This is a genomic window from Zunongwangia sp. (assembly GCF_048269745.1).
GTDB lineage: Bacteria > Bacteroidota > Bacteroidia > Flavobacteriales > Flavobacteriaceae > Zunongwangia.
In genome coordinates this window covers 79935-94880 of record NZ_JBLXIB010000012.1, presented here as the reverse complement: position 1 = coordinate 94880, position 14946 = coordinate 79935, and the positions used below count along the sequence as shown (strand labels likewise).

General features: G+C 31.7%; 16 protein-coding genes and 1 pseudogene. 14 read left to right on the top strand and 3 right to left on the bottom strand.

Going from position 1 to position 14946, the window contains the following annotated elements; all coding sequences use genetic code 11:
- The first annotated feature begins 18 nt into the window (after positions 1–18).
- The 4 genes from ACN0WI_RS13680 (at position 19) to ACN0WI_RS13665 (ending at position 3444) form a co-directional block, all read left to right on the top strand.
- Positions 19–876: an AraC family transcriptional regulator gene (locus tag ACN0WI_RS13680; RefSeq protein WP_417887541.1), complete on the top strand. Its 858-nt coding sequence runs from the start codon at positions 19–21 to the stop codon at positions 874–876.
- Positions 877–984: 108 nt separating this feature from the next.
- A complete protein-coding gene (locus tag ACN0WI_RS13675; protein WP_417887540.1) occupies positions 985–1392 on the top strand; it encodes a hypothetical protein in 408 nt (135 codons plus the stop codon).
- A 216-nt stretch (positions 1393–1608) separates the two neighbouring features.
- Positions 1609–2577 carry a cation diffusion facilitator family transporter gene (locus ACN0WI_RS13670; protein WP_417887539.1) on the top strand — a complete coding sequence of 323 codons (969 nt, stop codon included), beginning with the start codon at positions 1609–1611 and terminating at the stop codon, positions 2575–2577.
- 72 nt (positions 2578–2649) lie between these two features.
- Positions 2650–3444 carry a cation transporter gene (locus ACN0WI_RS13665; protein WP_417887538.1) on the top strand — a complete coding sequence of 265 codons (795 nt, stop codon included), beginning with the start codon at positions 2650–2652 and terminating at the stop codon, positions 3442–3444.
- A 388-nt stretch (positions 3445–3832) separates the two neighbouring features.
- On the opposite strand, the gene ACN0WI_RS13660 is transcribed toward ACN0WI_RS13665, so the two are convergent.
- Positions 3833–4150 (bottom strand): winged helix-turn-helix transcriptional regulator, encoded by a 318-nt coding sequence (locus tag ACN0WI_RS13660; protein WP_417887537.1) that lies wholly within the window; start codon positions 4148–4150, stop codon positions 3833–3835.
- Between the two features lie 135 nt (positions 4151–4285).
- On the opposite strand from ACN0WI_RS13660, the gene ACN0WI_RS13655 reads away from it, so the two are divergent.
- The 9 genes and pseudogenes from ACN0WI_RS13655 to ACN0WI_RS13615 all read left to right on the top strand — a co-directional run bounded on the left by ACN0WI_RS13655 (position 4286) and on the right by ACN0WI_RS13615 (position 11344).
- Positions 4286–5287 (top strand): YhdH/YhfP family quinone oxidoreductase, encoded by a 1002-nt coding sequence (locus tag ACN0WI_RS13655; protein ID WP_417887536.1) that lies wholly within the window; start codon positions 4286–4288, stop codon positions 5285–5287.
- A gap of 724 nt (positions 5288–6011) precedes the next feature.
- Positions 6012–6758 carry an AraC family transcriptional regulator gene (locus ACN0WI_RS13650; RefSeq protein WP_417887535.1) on the top strand — a complete coding sequence of 249 codons (747 nt, stop codon included), beginning with the start codon at positions 6012–6014 and terminating at the stop codon, positions 6756–6758.
- Between the two features lie 17 nt (positions 6759–6775).
- Positions 6776–7357 (top strand): HXXEE domain-containing protein, encoded by a 582-nt coding sequence (locus tag ACN0WI_RS13645; RefSeq protein WP_417887534.1) that lies wholly within the window; start codon positions 6776–6778, stop codon positions 7355–7357.
- 242 nt (positions 7358–7599) lie between these two features.
- Positions 7600–8133, top strand: a complete 534-nt coding sequence (locus tag ACN0WI_RS13640; protein WP_417887533.1) for a GNAT family N-acetyltransferase — start codon at positions 7600–7602, stop codon at positions 8131–8133.
- Between the two features lie 145 nt (positions 8134–8278).
- Positions 8279–8842 carry a Crp/Fnr family transcriptional regulator gene (locus tag ACN0WI_RS13635; protein WP_417887532.1) on the top strand — a complete coding sequence of 188 codons (564 nt, stop codon included), beginning with the start codon at positions 8279–8281 and terminating at the stop codon, positions 8840–8842.
- Between the two features lie 58 nt (positions 8843–8900).
- The gene (locus tag ACN0WI_RS13630) at positions 8901–9479 is read left to right on the top strand and encodes an NAD(P)H-dependent oxidoreductase (protein WP_417887531.1); all 579 of its coding nucleotides are present in this window, start codon (positions 8901–8903) and stop codon (positions 9477–9479) included.
- A 26-nt stretch (positions 9480–9505) separates the two neighbouring features.
- Positions 9506–10338 (top strand): annotated as a pseudogene (locus ACN0WI_RS13625) (penicillin-binding transpeptidase domain-containing protein).
- Positions 10339–10603: 265 nt separating this feature from the next.
- Positions 10604–10948: an alpha/beta fold hydrolase gene (locus tag ACN0WI_RS13620; RefSeq protein ID WP_417887530.1), complete on the top strand. Its 345-nt coding sequence runs from the start codon at positions 10604–10606 to the stop codon at positions 10946–10948.
- Between the two features lie 3 nt (positions 10949–10951).
- Positions 10952–11344, top strand: coding sequence for an alpha/beta fold hydrolase (locus ACN0WI_RS13615; RefSeq protein ID WP_417887529.1), 393 nt, complete (start codon positions 10952–10954; stop codon positions 11342–11344).
- 341 nt (positions 11345–11685) lie between these two features.
- Here ACN0WI_RS13615 and ACN0WI_RS13610 read toward each other — a convergent pair whose 3' ends face one another.
- Positions 11686–12102 carry an Lrp/AsnC family transcriptional regulator gene (locus ACN0WI_RS13610; RefSeq protein WP_417887527.1) on the bottom strand — a complete coding sequence of 139 codons (417 nt, stop codon included), beginning with the start codon at positions 12100–12102 and terminating at the stop codon, positions 11686–11688.
- 137 nt (positions 12103–12239) lie between these two features.
- Between ACN0WI_RS13610 and ACN0WI_RS13605 the strand changes: the two genes are divergently transcribed.
- A complete protein-coding gene (locus ACN0WI_RS13605) occupies positions 12240–13181 on the top strand; it encodes a proline dehydrogenase family protein (protein WP_417887525.1) in 942 nt (313 codons plus the stop codon).
- Between the two features lie 235 nt (positions 13182–13416).
- On the opposite strand, the gene ACN0WI_RS13600 is transcribed toward ACN0WI_RS13605, so the two are convergent.
- Entirely contained in the window at positions 13417–14904 is a 1488-nt protein-coding gene (locus ACN0WI_RS13600; protein WP_417887524.1) for a calcineurin-like phosphoesterase C-terminal domain-containing protein, read from the bottom strand.
- Positions 14905–14946 lie beyond the last annotated feature (42 nt).

The following is a 14946-nucleotide window of genomic DNA, read 5'->3' as shown; positions in this document are numbered from 1 at the left end:
GGCTCAAATAAAAAGACCATGCCTAAGAGAACAAAGAGCATTCCTGTAAAAACGATAGGGGATACCTTGAACACTGGATTTGTCATTGGAAAAATGACCTTCAAAGACTTAAATGAATTTAAAGAAGCAGCAGCAGCGCATCGGGATGATTATCATTTGTTTTTTTTACAAGAAAAAGGCACGACCTCTATTGAAATTGATTTCCATACCTATACCATACAACCCTCTGCTGTGGTCTACATTCACCCCAATCAAGTACATCGTATGTTGGCCATTAAGCATGCTAGGATCAACTTTTGGGCAATCAATACCGACACCTTGAAGCGTGAATACCTAAGCTTATTGGAAGATATAAACCCTGCAAAACCGGTATCCTTAACAAAAGAAGCGTTTTCTATCATTTCAGAAGCAGTGGCACTTTGTATTAAATTATCGGAAAGAACACACGAAAAATTATATCAATCGGTACTTAAAGACAGTGGGAATGCCTTAGTAGCCCTAGTGGTTTCCCAGTATTTAGCGCACGCTACATCTGCAGACGGTCTTTCCCGTTTTGAGTCTATTACCAAGGCCTTTAAAACAGCCTTAGAAGCTGATTTTAATACGGCCAAAAAACCAAGTGAGTACGCGCAAGGCCTTCATATTTCTACCGCCTATTTGAACGAGTGTGTAAAAAAAACAACCGGGTATTCCGTTTCGCATCAAATCCAACAGCGGGTGATTCTTGAAGCCAAACGAATGCTCTATCACTCCGATAAATCCATTAAAGAAATTGCGATACAATTAGGCTACGAAGATGAGGCCTATTTTTCTCGGGTATTTAAAAAAAATACGGGAGTAACCGCATCCTCCTTCCGAAGCAAAAACCACGATTAGTCCAACAGATACACTTATTGATACAATGCGATTATTTAGAATCGTTCTAACTTTGCATCAATATTAAATGTAGATGTAATGATTATAGATGATTCAAAATTCCCGATAGTGTGGGTTGATTTTCAACACAGCCTTGAACAAGCAGCAACTGAAAATCATCATCACGATAAGGATATGGCAGCGTTTACCAACTTGTTCGAGAGTGGAAAACCTTTTGTCATGATTAGCACGGGTGAGGCACCTGAAGAAAAGCAGAAACATTCCAGGGAAGAAACCCGGAAAATAAATGCTTGGCGGAAACTAAATAAAGAAAAGCTTAAATACATACAAGCAACCATACAGGTAGAACCGAGCAAAGTAAAGCGTGTAGGATTGAGCTTGTTTGCTTCGGTATATGAGAAGTTTTGGGGCAATCCGCTGCTAATTGCTCCAACCCAAGAAGAAGCTTTGGAAATAGCCGAAAACGTACTCCGTAAAGCTAACTCAAGTTTTAAGGAAAAAGGAGCGGAGAAATAAAAATGAATAATCACCTGTAGTGCATTAAGAAATTAAAATTAGTCCGGTCGAGTGATTTTGTAAAGGGGAACGGAGCAAAATTGTATCGCGAACTTAATTTTAGCTTTACGTCCTATTCTCGATACAAAAATCTCAACCGATTTTTACTGGAAACGATGGGTTGGAAGTACCCCTAGGAAAATGCACCAGCGCTTAACTAATACTAATTCAGATTCTATGATGAACCATAATCACCCACATTCTCACGAGCATCAACACGAACATCATCACGAAGCACATCAGCCTTCAACTACCCGAAATGGACTTACATTAGCCTTTTGGCTGAACTTAATTTTTGCGGTTATCGAAGTGGTGGGCGGGATCTTTACCAATTCCACCGCGATTATTGCCGATGCTTTTCACGATTTTGTAGATGCTATTGCTATTGGAATAGCGGTTTTATTTGAAAAAATATCCGGAAAGAAACGTTCGTCTAATTATTCGTACGGTTATCAACGGTTTTCATTACTGTCTGCGCTAGGCTTATCGTTATTTTTATTGATGGGTGCTGCTTTTATGATTAAAAGTGGAGTAGCATCCCTTATAGATCCCCAAGAAGTCAATAGTATGGGCATGCTCTGGTTAGCGGTTTTAGGAGTGAGCATCAACGGATTTGCATTTCTTAGAATAAAAAATGGAAGTGGAGGACACCACCATCACCATCACGCGCACGGGCATTCTCATAATCATAACAGCAAGGCCATTATGCTTCACCTTTTAGAAGATGTATTAGGCTGGGTGGCGGTGTTAATTGGGGCTGTGGTGATTTATTTTACCGGATGGAATTGGATAGATGGGGTACTTACCCTCGCCATTGCTGCTTTTATTTTGTACAATGCCACCAAAAATTTAATAGGAACCTTAAAAATAATGCTACAAGCAGTTCCTGAACATGTGAATATGGAAACCCTAACCACTGAACTGAATACGATTGAAGGTGTTGCCGACATTCACGATGTTCATATCTGGAGTTTAGATGGAACTTATCATGTAGCTTCGTTACACGCTGTGCTAGAAAATAAGGATAATCATTCTCAAAATAAAATCTATAAGGCTATTATAGAACACTTACATACCTACAATATTCAACACCCAACGGTACAAATTGAGACAAATACAAAAGATTGTAAATTTGTGAATTGCTGAAAACAGGAAAAGGGAGTGGCGAGGGCATAGCTATTTCAACTTATCCTTGATTAGTAAAATCCTAAAAGCAAAATGAAGAAAACCATATTTGAAATAACTCACATGGACTGTCCTTCGGAAGAAAATTTAATCCGAATGAAACTGGACGGAATTTCAAGTATTGTGAATTTGGATTTTGATATTCCCAACCGAAAACTGACTGTTTTTCACAGGGAAGAAATCGACCAAATCGAAAAGTCTATTCTCGAACTGAATTTAGGCGGAAAGAAAATCTCGACCGAACAGACCGACCAAACAGACTTTAAAGAAAACGCCAATCAAAAAAAACTACTTTGGTCTGTTCTTGCCATTAATTTTGCCTTTTTCATTATCGAAATCACCACCGGCATAATCTCCAAATCCATGGGATTGGTTGCGGATAGTTTGGATATGCTTGCCGATAGTTTTGTTTATGGAATTAGTTTATTTGCCGTTGGCGGCACGCTGATGAAGAAAAAACGAATAGCCCAACTTGCCGGGTATTTTCAAATTGCCCTGGCCCTTATCGGATTTGTAGAAGTATGCCGAAGATTTTTTGGGCCTGACAAGTTACCGGAGTTCTCGACCATGATTATCGTTTCCATGCTTGCACTAATCGCCAATGGTAGTTGTCTTTACATTTTACAAAAGTCAAAAAGTAAAGAAGAGGCTCATATGAAAGCGAGTATGATTTTTACTTCAAATGACGTCATCATTAATTTAGGGGTTATCACCGCCGGACTTTTGGTCAATGGGTTAAGTTCGAGTACCCCTGATTTGATTATCGGAAGCATCGTTTTTGTATTGGTGATTCAAGGGGCGTTACGGATTTTGAAAATAAGTAAGTAAGAAGGATTGGATAGCCAATTGTTGGGAAATTATTTAGCCTCAAATCGGTAAGTCTTGAAAAATATGAAAAAAGTAAATTAGACTTTATAATTAGGTACGGCTGCCAACAAAGAAATAAACGAAATTAAATTAGAAAAGAGAGGGGTATTATCAATGTTGACGGAATCTAAAGTTCCCACGGTTCATATAACCTTACTCTTCTCTTTTGTTCTTTCTGCTTAACTATCAAAATTTAGAGAATTTAAACTTAAGTCGCGTATAGTCAATTGAGGTTAAATACTTAATCGATATTTGATATTTTTTAGCTAAATTTATTGCTAGCGGACACAATCTGGCAAAATCGTCCACAACTGAAATACTCTAAAAACTTAGCAAATAATTAAGAATGCTATTCATCAATAGATTTTTCAAAAAGGATTCCTCCTTTATACATTCCCTTGAGGGCAGGGTGAATTTCTTTACCAAGTTCAGTTAAGCTGTATTCCACACGTGGAGGCACTTCAGGAAAAACCTTTCGGTTCACTACTCCATCTGCTTCTAATTCTTTTAGTTGTTTAGTCAGCATTCGTTCACTAATATCGGTTAATAGCCTAACCAATTCACTATATCTTTTATCTCCCTGAAAAAGGTGTAAAATAATAGTCCCTTTTCGTTTTCCTTTAACAACATTTATAAATGTATCTATTGGACAATAACTTTTTTTCATTTTTTTTCTTCTCTCAAAGTCTTGAAAATACTAAAATCAGTAATAAATGTTCGTATCCCAACCATTTGTAAGCGCTAGGCAGACCAAATATTTATGCTGACCTTTACAAAAATAAGCAAATTTAAAAGACTAAAGATGGTACAACATAGTTCAACATTTAAAGCATTTCGAATTGAAGAGGTTGATGGTCATTTTCAAGGCTCAATTAAAGAAATGGAATTAGGTACATTAAACAACAACGAGGTTTTAGTAAAAGTGCACTACAGCTCATTAAATTATAAAGATGCATTATCGGCTTCGGGAAATAAAGGAGTAACTAGAAATTATCCGCACACACCAGGAATTGATGCCGTTGGAACAATAGAAAAATCAAACAGTGATTTATTTACTATTGGAGAAAAAGTAATTGTAACCAGTTACGATTTGGGTATGAATACAGATGGAGGCTTTGCAGAGTATATTCAAGTTCCAGCAGAATGGGCGGTAAAATTGCCTGAAAAAATGACGATGAAAGAAGCTATGATCTATGGTACTGCGGGATTAACAGCCGGAATGTCTGTCTTAAGACTTACGGAACTGATAGCGCCAAATCGTGGAAAAATAGCAGTTTCGGGTGCCACTGGTGGAGTTGGTGCATTGAGTGTTTCTATATTAAGTAAATTAGGATATTCAGTAGTTGCCATAACAGGTAAAGAAACAGAACGAGACTATTTAATTAGTCTTGGAGCTGAGGAAGTGTTATTGCGTAGCGAAATTGAAAATTTTAATAAAAAACCCTTGCTAAAACCTTTGTTTGCAGGCGCTATTGATACTGTTGGAGGTGTAATTCTTGAAAACATAATTAAGTCTACTAATTCAATAGGTGTTGTGACGTGTTGTGGAAACGTTGCGTCTCCAAAAATTGACTTGACCGTTTTTCCTTTTATCTTGAGAGGTGTTACACTCATTGGAATAGATTCTCAAAACTACCCCATGGAATACAGAAAAATAGTGTGGAATAAGTTAGCTCAGGAATGGAAACCCAAGCAATTGGAAGATACTTGCAATGAAATTAAACTTGAGGATGTAATGCAAAAAATTGAATTAATGCTAAAGGGAAAATTAAAAAGAAGAACCGTTTTGAATTTAAATGAATAAAAAAGACACAATATAGTCAATAAGGATTTATATGGCATATAAACCCTTGTAGCCACTTCAACTTTTCTTGTACCTCAAAAGTAAATACCCAAAATTTCTTATTAACCATATTATCAATCGTTGCCAGCAACCGTCATGAACCGATAATAATGAAAATAACTGATAAAAACTAAACAACTCTGAACTCAAAATACAGAAGTTTATTAATATTGGGGACTTTTAGTCCCCTTTTTTATTCCAATATGAGATTGAAATTATTACTCAAATCTAGACAGAGATGTTCCAAATAGTCATTTATCATTTCATCAGTTATATTCCTTGTACTCCATATACCATATCCGCTTGCACAACCAACCTCCGTTTTTTAAATTTGGATAATTCCTACTGAGGCTTTCGAGAAACTACGCAACGCATTTAAATATCAATATCCAGAACTGGATAATGATATTTTGCGACACAAACTAGGTGACAACTTAAATGGCTGACTTTATAATTCCCTTTTCCTTGATAACTCATATTCCGAAAATATAGATTTTTTCGTAACATTGAAATGATGCAATAAAATTGCAGAGTTTAAATTCCTTTTCTGAAACATATTTTACTTTTTTCTTATTCAAAGTTTTGTTTATATTCATTTGATAGCCAAATTTAGAATTTGGTTTCTATTCAAAAAAATAAAAGTATTTTCACTAAGAATTCTTAAAGCAATAGCTACTAATAACTAATGAAACATAATACAAAAATATTTGTTGACAAAGGAATATTAGTATATTCAGGAAAATCATCTATAACAAAAAATCATAAACATTACGCAATACAGATAGGGATTGTATTAAGTGGGAATTATAAGCTTTATATTGAAAATGTAGAGTATACTGATAAAAGTTTTATAATCCATTCAAACGTCCAACATAGGCATACTTCAACCAATGGTGCATTACTTTGTATTTTAATTGACCCAACAACTGATTTAGGTAATACGTTAATTCACAATTTTCGAACGCCTTATCAAGCTCTTTCTATTTCAAGAAAAGTTTTAATGGATTTAATGATTGAAATGTCAAATAATGATACATTGACTAGTAACCTAGAAAATAGAATATTCGAACTTTTAAACTTAACACCTACTAAAAGAACGATTGACAATAGGATTTTTCAGTTAATTGAAAAAATATCAATGATGGATCCGCACAATACAAATTTAGAAACATTGATTCGAGACATTCCGTTATCTAAAAGTAGAATTCGTTCGCTATTTAAAGAACAAACAGGCCTATCAATTCAACGATATATTTTATGGATAAAAATTAAAAAAGCAGTTTACTATATTATGCAAAAATATAGTTTAACAGAAGCAGCTTTTTTAGCAGGATTTGCTGATTATGCCCATTTAAGTAGAGTTATTAATCAAATATCAGGATTGAATATGAAAACTTTATTAAAGGACAGTTATTTCGTTCAAGATTCTTAAATCTCATTACTCTAATTTTGAAAAGAGAAAATAAATATTTACCTAAATTATTTGTTGTGATTTTTAAAATAGAGATTTTAGAAAAATTATTTTTTGTGATTCCATTCATATTATTTATACATGAGATGGAAGAATGGAACATTTATCACTATCATCAAAAAAATTATCCAAAAGGTGTTATTAAAGAAAGTATTTTAGGAACTAGGCTTTGGTTGTTTCTTTTGAGTTTTATTGGTTTTGCATGGACCTCAGTCTGTTATATAATACCAGGGTTAACTATTAGCTCAATATTGATGATGCTTTTAATTGATTTTACAATACTCAATTCATTACAGCATATTGTATTGACTGTAAAAACTAAAAAATATAACCCAGGCTTTTTATTTGGTGGCATTGTTGCCTTGTTTATAGACATTTTAGCTATCATAAATATATTACATTATAATATAATACCGGTTTGGGGAATTATAGTATTACTATCCTTAATATTTCCTGTATTGGTAGAAAGTGTTATTAGCACTAAAAAGAATAAATTGCCCTTAATGCTTAAAGGAATATTGAATGTCTCGAATAAATTAGAAAAATTTATGTCCGTGTAAATATTCAATTAGTTAATAAAACTTCTGATTCTGAAATATATTTTAAAGAAAAGTATTATAGCTGAAATCAATATTAAGTAAATAAAAATCTTATTATTTCTTAGATTCTGTATGGCTTTATTAAACTAAAAGGGATCTACAAAATATATAAACACAAAGAGAACACTATTGAGAAAATATCCATTAAAATAATTATAATAACTAGTAAGTTAAGTTTATTCTGAAAATATAATCTGAAGAAAATGAATAACACAAAGAAGATAAAAAGCGATAGACTTTTACTAAGACAATTTGTTAAAAGTGATATTGAAAAAGTTTTCAAAGGACTTTCTCATCCTGATATCATTAAGCATTACGGAATTAGTTTTGACAGTATAGAAGCTACAAAAGAACAAATGAATTGGTTTACTGAGCTTGAGAAAAAAGGAACGGGAATGTGGTTTGCTGTTTGTTCGTTAGATAATAAAACTTTTTACGGCGCAGGTGGATTAAATGATTTGAGTAAAGAACATAAAAAAGCAGAAATTGGTTTTTGGCTACTAACCGATTTTTGGGGAAAAGGCATTATGAAAGAAGCAATGCCACTAATATGTAACTACGGTTTTGATAAATTAGGACTTCATAGAATTGAAGGTTTTGTAGAATCGGATAATACAAATTGTAAAAATGCCATGTCAAAACTTGATTTTCAATATGAAGGAACAATGAAAGATTGTGAAATTAAAAATGGAAAATTTATAAGTTTAGACATTTATTCAAAAATTAAGACACCATAAAAAAAGTTGAGAAGAAAGCATTATTTAGAAACAATGGCAACTCTTCGTTATCTTAAAATATAAGTCAAAATTAAGTGTCATGTAAAAGTTAGTAGCTTTAAACCTGATGCCTTTCCCAAAAAGGCAATAGTTAGTAATTAATAAAATGAAAAAGTATTTAGAAACATTTAAAATTCTTACTAAGGATGAAATCGATTTTTTTGAACAAAAAGTAGTTCGTAAAAAATTAAAAAAAGGAGATTTTTTCATTAAAGAAGGTAAAACTTGTAAAGAAGTAGGGTTTGTAGTCTCTGGATTATTTAGATCATTTTACCACTCATCTATGGAAGCAGAAGTAACCTATTGCTTTACTTTTTCTAATTCATTTGTAAGTGCCTACTCTTCATTTTTGTCTCAAAATAAAACTTTAGAGAATATTCAAGCTCTAACCGATACTGAAATTTTAACAATATCAAGAGATCAGCTTTTAAAACTAGAACAATCTAGTACTAATTGGTTAAAGTTTTTTAAAATGATGGCTGAGCAAGAATATATCAAACTGGAAAAAAGAATTTTCATGTTACAAATGGAAACAGCTGAAAAACGATATCTCGATTTACTAACCAATCAACCAGAATATTTACAGTTAATCCCTCTTAATTATCTTTCTTCATATTTGGGCATTACTCAAAGACATTTGAGCCGAATAAGAAAGTCCATTTCAAATTAGACAAATGTCCTTTTAAAGTAATTTAAATGTATAGTTCTTTGAAAAAAATAGAATAAACATGAAACAAGTACTTATAATTAATGGACACCCTGATAAAGAGAGTTTTAATTATGCTTTATCAGAAGCTTATATAAAAGGAGCAAATAAAACCGAATCTAAATTGACTCAAATTAACATTTCTGAATTAAAATTTAATCCTAACTTGAAATTTGGCTATCGAAAAAGAATGGAATTAGAACCCGATTTGGTCAATGCAATTGAGAAAATAAAAAAAGCAGACCATATTGTATGGATATTCCCAATGTGGTGGTATGGCTACCCTGCATTAATGAAAGGATTTATTGACAGAACATTTTTACCTGGAATTACTTATCAGCCAATTGAGGGAAAACCATTACCTGAGAAGCTTTTAAAAGGAAAATCAGCACGTTTAATTATTACGGCTGACACACCAAAATGGTATGATTATTTAATTATGAAAAGGCCAGCTATAAATCAATTTAAAAAAGGAACTTTGCAATTTTGTGGGATTAATCCTGTTAAAGTAACTTATATTTCACCAATTAAAAATTCAAGTTCTGATTTTAAGAAAAAATGGTTGGATAAAATATTGCATTTAGGAGAAAACATACAATAAACATCCATTATTTAGTATCATTAAGAATGTTTGAATACAGATTCAAACTGTTTTTCAATAATATTCTTGGCTTTGTAGCCGTAATCTTAAATATTATCTTAACTATAAGTATTTTAATTTCTTTTAATAAAACAACAAATACAAAAGAAATACTTAAGCCCGAATTTCAATCAATTATAAACTCAAGTAATGTAAATGGTTCTATACTGATTTATGATGCACAAAAAGATTGTTCTACTCAAATAACTTTAATTGGGCTAAAATAGGCCATTTACGCGCTTCTATATATAAAATTCTGCATTCTATAATTGCTTTAGAAACTGAAGTTGTTGAAAATAACAGTACATTATTTAAATGGAATGGAGAAAAAAGAGCTTATAAAATTTGAGAGCAAGATTTAATATTAAAAGATACTTTTCAATATTCTTGTATTCCTTGTTACCAAGAAATTGCCAATAAAATTGGAAAAAAAAGGATGAATGAATATTTCAAAAAGCACAATTTGGAGAGATGAATATTACTTCAAAAAATTTAGACATATTCTGATTAGAAGGAATATCAAAAATCAATCAATTTCAATAAATAATTTTTTTAAAACGCCTGGTTAATTCAGAATTAAAAATTTCTAAAAGGACTGAAGAAATCCTAAAGAGAATCTCTTTTATTGAAGAAAAGGAAAGATATAAATTATACGCAAAAACTGGTTTATCCATTAGAAATAGAAACTACAATGGTTTGTAGGTTATATTCAAACAAAAACAACACATACTTTTTTACTACCAATATTGAACCTAATGAAAACACAAACAAAGAATTATTCCCTATAACTAAGAAAAAGAAATTACAATTAAAGCCTTAGAATTTATAAAATAAATACAGTTAGCAATACTGGCTAGAATTAATATATCTTCTTCCCCACTCTAAAGTTTTATAAAAATTTAATGGATTTTAAAATCTGTTAATTTGACTTTATAAAACCAAAAAAACTTGGAATTAATAACGTTATAACTAAATTTAAAGATAAGAATGAATAAAAAACATATAGAAAAAAACTAATAGAAAAGATAGATAGAACAGTTGAACAAAAAGAAGTAACTGTAAAGAAAATTAAAACAAAATATCTGTTGGCTGGAAACGGTTACCCTGTAATTTTACTACACGGTACGGGTGCAGGTAGTGTTACTTGGTATCCGTCAATTAGTATTCTTTCTAAGTATTTTCAAGTAATAGCACCAGATATAGTTGGATATGGAGAATCAGATAAACCTAATAATGTTCCATATAATCGGCCATATTTCGCCAAATGGCTCAAAGGTTTCATGGAAAAATTGAAAATATCAAAGGCCAATCTCGTTGGGTTCTCTCAAGGAGGAGCTATTGCTTTACAGTTTGTTATGGATAACCCTAATATGGTGAACAAACTTGTTTTAGTTAATGCTGCAGGCTTGGGGGCAAAAGTCTCTTTTTGACCTATGGTCGGTATGGTATGGCTAAATAATTCCCCTTCCTCAGTAGCAGATTGGTTTAACTCCAATTATATACTTCACACTCCTAAAAAAAGAGATCCTAACCACAGACTCTACTCAATTGCAGTTATTAAAGATAAAGGAGGGAAAAATGCTTTCAGGAAAGGCCGAGGAGCCGCTGTTTCCAAAATACCAGAGGAGTCATTATCTAAAATAGAAAATGAAACTCTTATCATCTGGGGAAAGGAAGATAAATTATTCACTGTTAAATATGGTGAAGCTGCTTCCAAAATAATACCAAATGCAAAATTTCGTGTAATTCCAGAAGCAGGACATTTATCATTGATAGATAACTCAGAAGTATTTAACTCAATACTTACTAATTTTTTAATAAAGTGAAACAAGTCAGTATCTTGACTATAGAAAATCTATAGACCAAAGGTGATTTTTAAAAGTTATTTGAATTAGAAAATGATAAAATCAGAACGGTTTTATTGCATAGAAAAGGTTGAGAATACATTGATAAAGAACAATTCACAAAAGAATCAAAATTCTTAAATATTGACTTTATAATTTTACATTTCGATATGAAGTTATTTTAATCTTAACAGAAAGAAACCGTCAGCTGCAATGCTCATTTCTTCGGAAATTTTTGATAACTTGATAAAACATAAAAAATTAATATAAATATAAAAAATCTTACAACAGTGTATAAACGGCTCGTGCCTTATTTAAACCGATCATGGGTTTGTATAACTTGAAAGTATTAAAGAGGTTTGAGGTTGACCATATAAAGAAACTTTGTCAATAACACGTTCTAATGCTTCGTTATCTTCAACCGCAACTTTTAAAATGATACTATGCTTTCCTGTTACTTTTAAACACTCTTGTATTTCTGGAATATCACTTAAATCATCGATTAATTTTTTGAAATTCAAGAATAAAACATCCAAATAAATAATAGCCTCTACATGTAATCCAAGATTTTTTTTATTCAATTTTAAAGAATATCCATCAATAATACCTGAATCTTCAAGTTTCTGAATTCGTTCAGCCACAGCAGGAGCAGATAAGCCAACTTTACGGCCTATCTCGGCATATGTAGAACGAGAATTATCTTGCAATACTTTTATAATGTTCTTACTTAGTTTATCCATCAATATCAAAGCTAAATTTGACTATTTCCTATGATTCAAAGATAATAATTTATATGAGCTTTTGATTCAAAAGACAACTTCACTATCATATCTCTTAATTTTGTAAAACATTAAATACAACTTAAAATATTAAGATTATGTGGCAAAAACTTATGATATTCTTAGCGAGAAGTGAAAAGTTAAAAATATTCTTTCAATCAAGGAGACAACTCCATCAACTAGCGACTAGATTCGTTGGTGGGCAAAATAAAAATGAAGCTATAAAGACAGTAATCAACTTAATGAATGAAAAGATTTATACTTCTTTATTTTATTTAGGAGAGTATGAGAAAGATATGATTGTTATTAATAAAACAATCCATTCTCTTCAGCAAATGTCTAAATTATTATCACAAAACAACCTCGATATACATATTTCAGTAGACCCAACCCAAGTGGGACTTCAAATTGATAAATCAAAGTGTTATAAGAATTTAGTAACGATAGGTAAAAAAATTAAAGAAAATCAACTTAAACAATTGGATACTTCTAAAAAATCATTCTTAATGCTCGATATGGAAGACTCTAGTGTCTACAAAGAGACTTTGAATTTTTACAATAAACTCAAAGAAAAAGAAATACCTACAGCAATTACCTTGCAAGCATATCTATATCAAACCGAGGAGGATTTAAAAAATATTATAAAAAGCAATAGCGCTGTCCGACTTGTAAAAGGAGCTTTTGCTGAAAATAAAACAATAGCATTTAAATCTAAAGAGGATATTGATAAAGCTTATCGAAAACTTGCAACCCTAATGCTCTCAGATGAAGCTAAAAAAAGTAAATTTTATCCAATTTTTGCAACACATGATGACAAAATAATAGATTACATCAACAAACAAGCAAACACAATGGGTTGGAAAAAAAATGAATACGAGTTTGAAATGCTATTCGGAGTTCGAGTAAATTATCAAAAAGAATTGGTAAATAATGGATATAAACTTAGATTATATTTGCCTTATGGAAAAGACTGGTGGCCTTACGCAATTAGGCGTGTAGGAGAAAAACCACAAAATATAAAATATTTGTTTAGAAATTAATAAAAACATATAAGTAATGGCAGACGCTGTAGTGAATTCCGATTTTTCAGTCCGCTCAAACTGCATTTCGATTTGACAAAAGATTACTAAGCAATCTGCCACTACTCATAGAGTTTACCATTACCCAACAATGGTTCTTCACAAAATCTGAATTCAGCAACTATTTAAAAAAATCATTTACATTTTTTTAACATTAACAACTTTCGACAAATCTTTTGTCAAGGATTATTTAAAATCATTCTCTAAAATCGCGAAAATTAATCGAATAATTTAAAGAATCAAGGAATGGATCATCTATTTCAATATCTAATAAATTAAAATTTTCAAGATTCAAATTCGACATATCCATAGTCCATATGTGAGAAGAAGGCGTATTAAGATAAGGGGATTTCTGACTCATTTTATTTGGATACACCCCTTCATCCTGTAATACTTTGATACGGTTAATATAAGGATCAACAGAGTTGATTTTTTTCATGTTCCCCACAAACTTGTCTTTTACAAATATCTCTACCTTAGTTTTATTAGATCCGGCATATAAATTTAGAATAAGCTTAGTGCTCGTGGTATCTATAGAGTTTGCTATGTGCTTATTATTTAATGATCCAAACCAAGTATTCATTTGCCTTTTTGAATCCAATCCTACTGCTTTATAAGCTAATTTATATTTATTATTAAAGACCGAAATCTTAAAATAGCCTCTTGGCGTACCATCTTTCATAAGAGCCAGAGGCATAGCTTCCCAATTCTTCTGTCCCGTCCACCAATTTCCTGAAACGGCTCCACACACAACTTCCTGAATATCTGATCTATTCTTTCTTGAGTAGAAAAATCTATTAATACTATGCGTATGTCCGCTAAGAACTAAAACCTCATGATCGATATTTAATAATTCTAGGAGTTCATTTTTATTTTTCATCCAGCGTAATGGGATATGCTGATTGATAATAATCAACTGATTTTTCTTAAGCACCTTATCAAGAAGCTCTTTAACAAAAGAGATTGTTTCAGCCTTATATATTCCTTTATAGCCATATTTCCCAACAGGATAAATCGAATTTAAAGTTATAAAAAGTACATTCCCTTTTTCAAATGCGTAATTTTTAGGGCCAAAATTCTTTTCAAATGGTTTGTCTTGTAGATCATGTAACGCACCATGCTTCCAATCATGATTTCCATAAACTACTCTATAGGGTTTTGAGCTACTTTGAATAGACTGACGTAAAGGTTGGAAGAGTTCTGTTTTATCATTCACTAAATCTCCAAGATACATTCCAAAATCGAAATCGTCTCGGTTCGCTATTTCACGAAAGAAGCCAACATCTGCCATATTCATTTCTTCCATGGATCCTACCTGAACATCTCCAATAGCAAGAAAATTGAAGTTCTTAGAAACCGACTCCTTTTGAAGTTCAAAATTTATTTGTTCTCCATCTTTTGGATTAGATCGGTACCATGAAGTATTATTCATTTCGTAACCAGAAGGAAGAATGATAAAGAAAGGAGATCCTATATTTATTTTAGCACGATAATTCCCTGCTTTATCTGTTTTAAAAAGATGCTCACCATCAGATAAATATATATCCGCTATACCACGTGATTTTTTATTATGCAGATCTTCATTTAAACATACTTTTCCACTTATATCATAGTATTCTTGTGATAGTAACGTATCAAAACTAAATCCTAAAAAGAATATTAAAATGAATATATTTTTAATCATCGATATTAAATTGAGACATAAAAAAGGCGGAAAAATTTCCGC

Bases quoted from the DNA above. Each gene is read 5' to 3' on its own strand.
- ACN0WI_RS13640 (WP_417887533.1), top strand. From the start codon at position 7,600: ATGAATAACACAAAGAAGATAAAAAGCGATAGACTTTTACTAAGACAA.
- ACN0WI_RS13665 (WP_417887538.1), top strand. From the start codon at position 2,650: ATGAAGAAAACCATATTTGAAATAACTCACATGGACTGTCCTTCGGAA.
- ACN0WI_RS13680 (WP_417887541.1), top strand. From the start codon at position 19: ATGCCTAAGAGAACAAAGAGCATTCCTGTAAAAACGATAGGGGATACC.
- ACN0WI_RS13650 (WP_417887535.1), top strand. From the start codon at position 6,012: ATGAAACATAATACAAAAATATTTGTTGACAAAGGAATATTAGTATAT.
- ACN0WI_RS13610 (WP_417887527.1), bottom strand. From the start codon at position 12,102: ATGGATAAACTAAGTAAGAACATTATAAAAGTATTGCAAGATAATTCT.
- ACN0WI_RS13655 (WP_417887536.1), top strand. From the start codon at position 4,286: ATGGTACAACATAGTTCAACATTTAAAGCATTTCGAATTGAAGAGGTT.
- ACN0WI_RS13630 (WP_417887531.1), top strand. From the start codon at position 8,901: ATGAAACAAGTACTTATAATTAATGGACACCCTGATAAAGAGAGTTTT.
- ACN0WI_RS13615 (WP_417887529.1), top strand. From the start codon at position 10,952: ATGGTCGGTATGGTATGGCTAAATAATTCCCCTTCCTCAGTAGCAGAT.
- ACN0WI_RS13605 (WP_417887525.1), top strand. From the start codon at position 12,240: ATGTGGCAAAAACTTATGATATTCTTAGCGAGAAGTGAAAAGTTAAAA.
- ACN0WI_RS13600 (WP_417887524.1), bottom strand. From the start codon at position 14,904: ATGATTAAAAATATATTCATTTTAATATTCTTTTTAGGATTTAGTTTT.
- ACN0WI_RS13670 (WP_417887539.1), top strand. From the start codon at position 1,609: ATGATGAACCATAATCACCCACATTCTCACGAGCATCAACACGAACAT.
- ACN0WI_RS13660 (WP_417887537.1), bottom strand. From the start codon at position 4,150: ATGAAAAAAAGTTATTGTCCAATAGATACATTTATAAATGTTGTTAAA.
- ACN0WI_RS13635 (WP_417887532.1), top strand. From the start codon at position 8,279: ATGAAAAAGTATTTAGAAACATTTAAAATTCTTACTAAGGATGAAATC.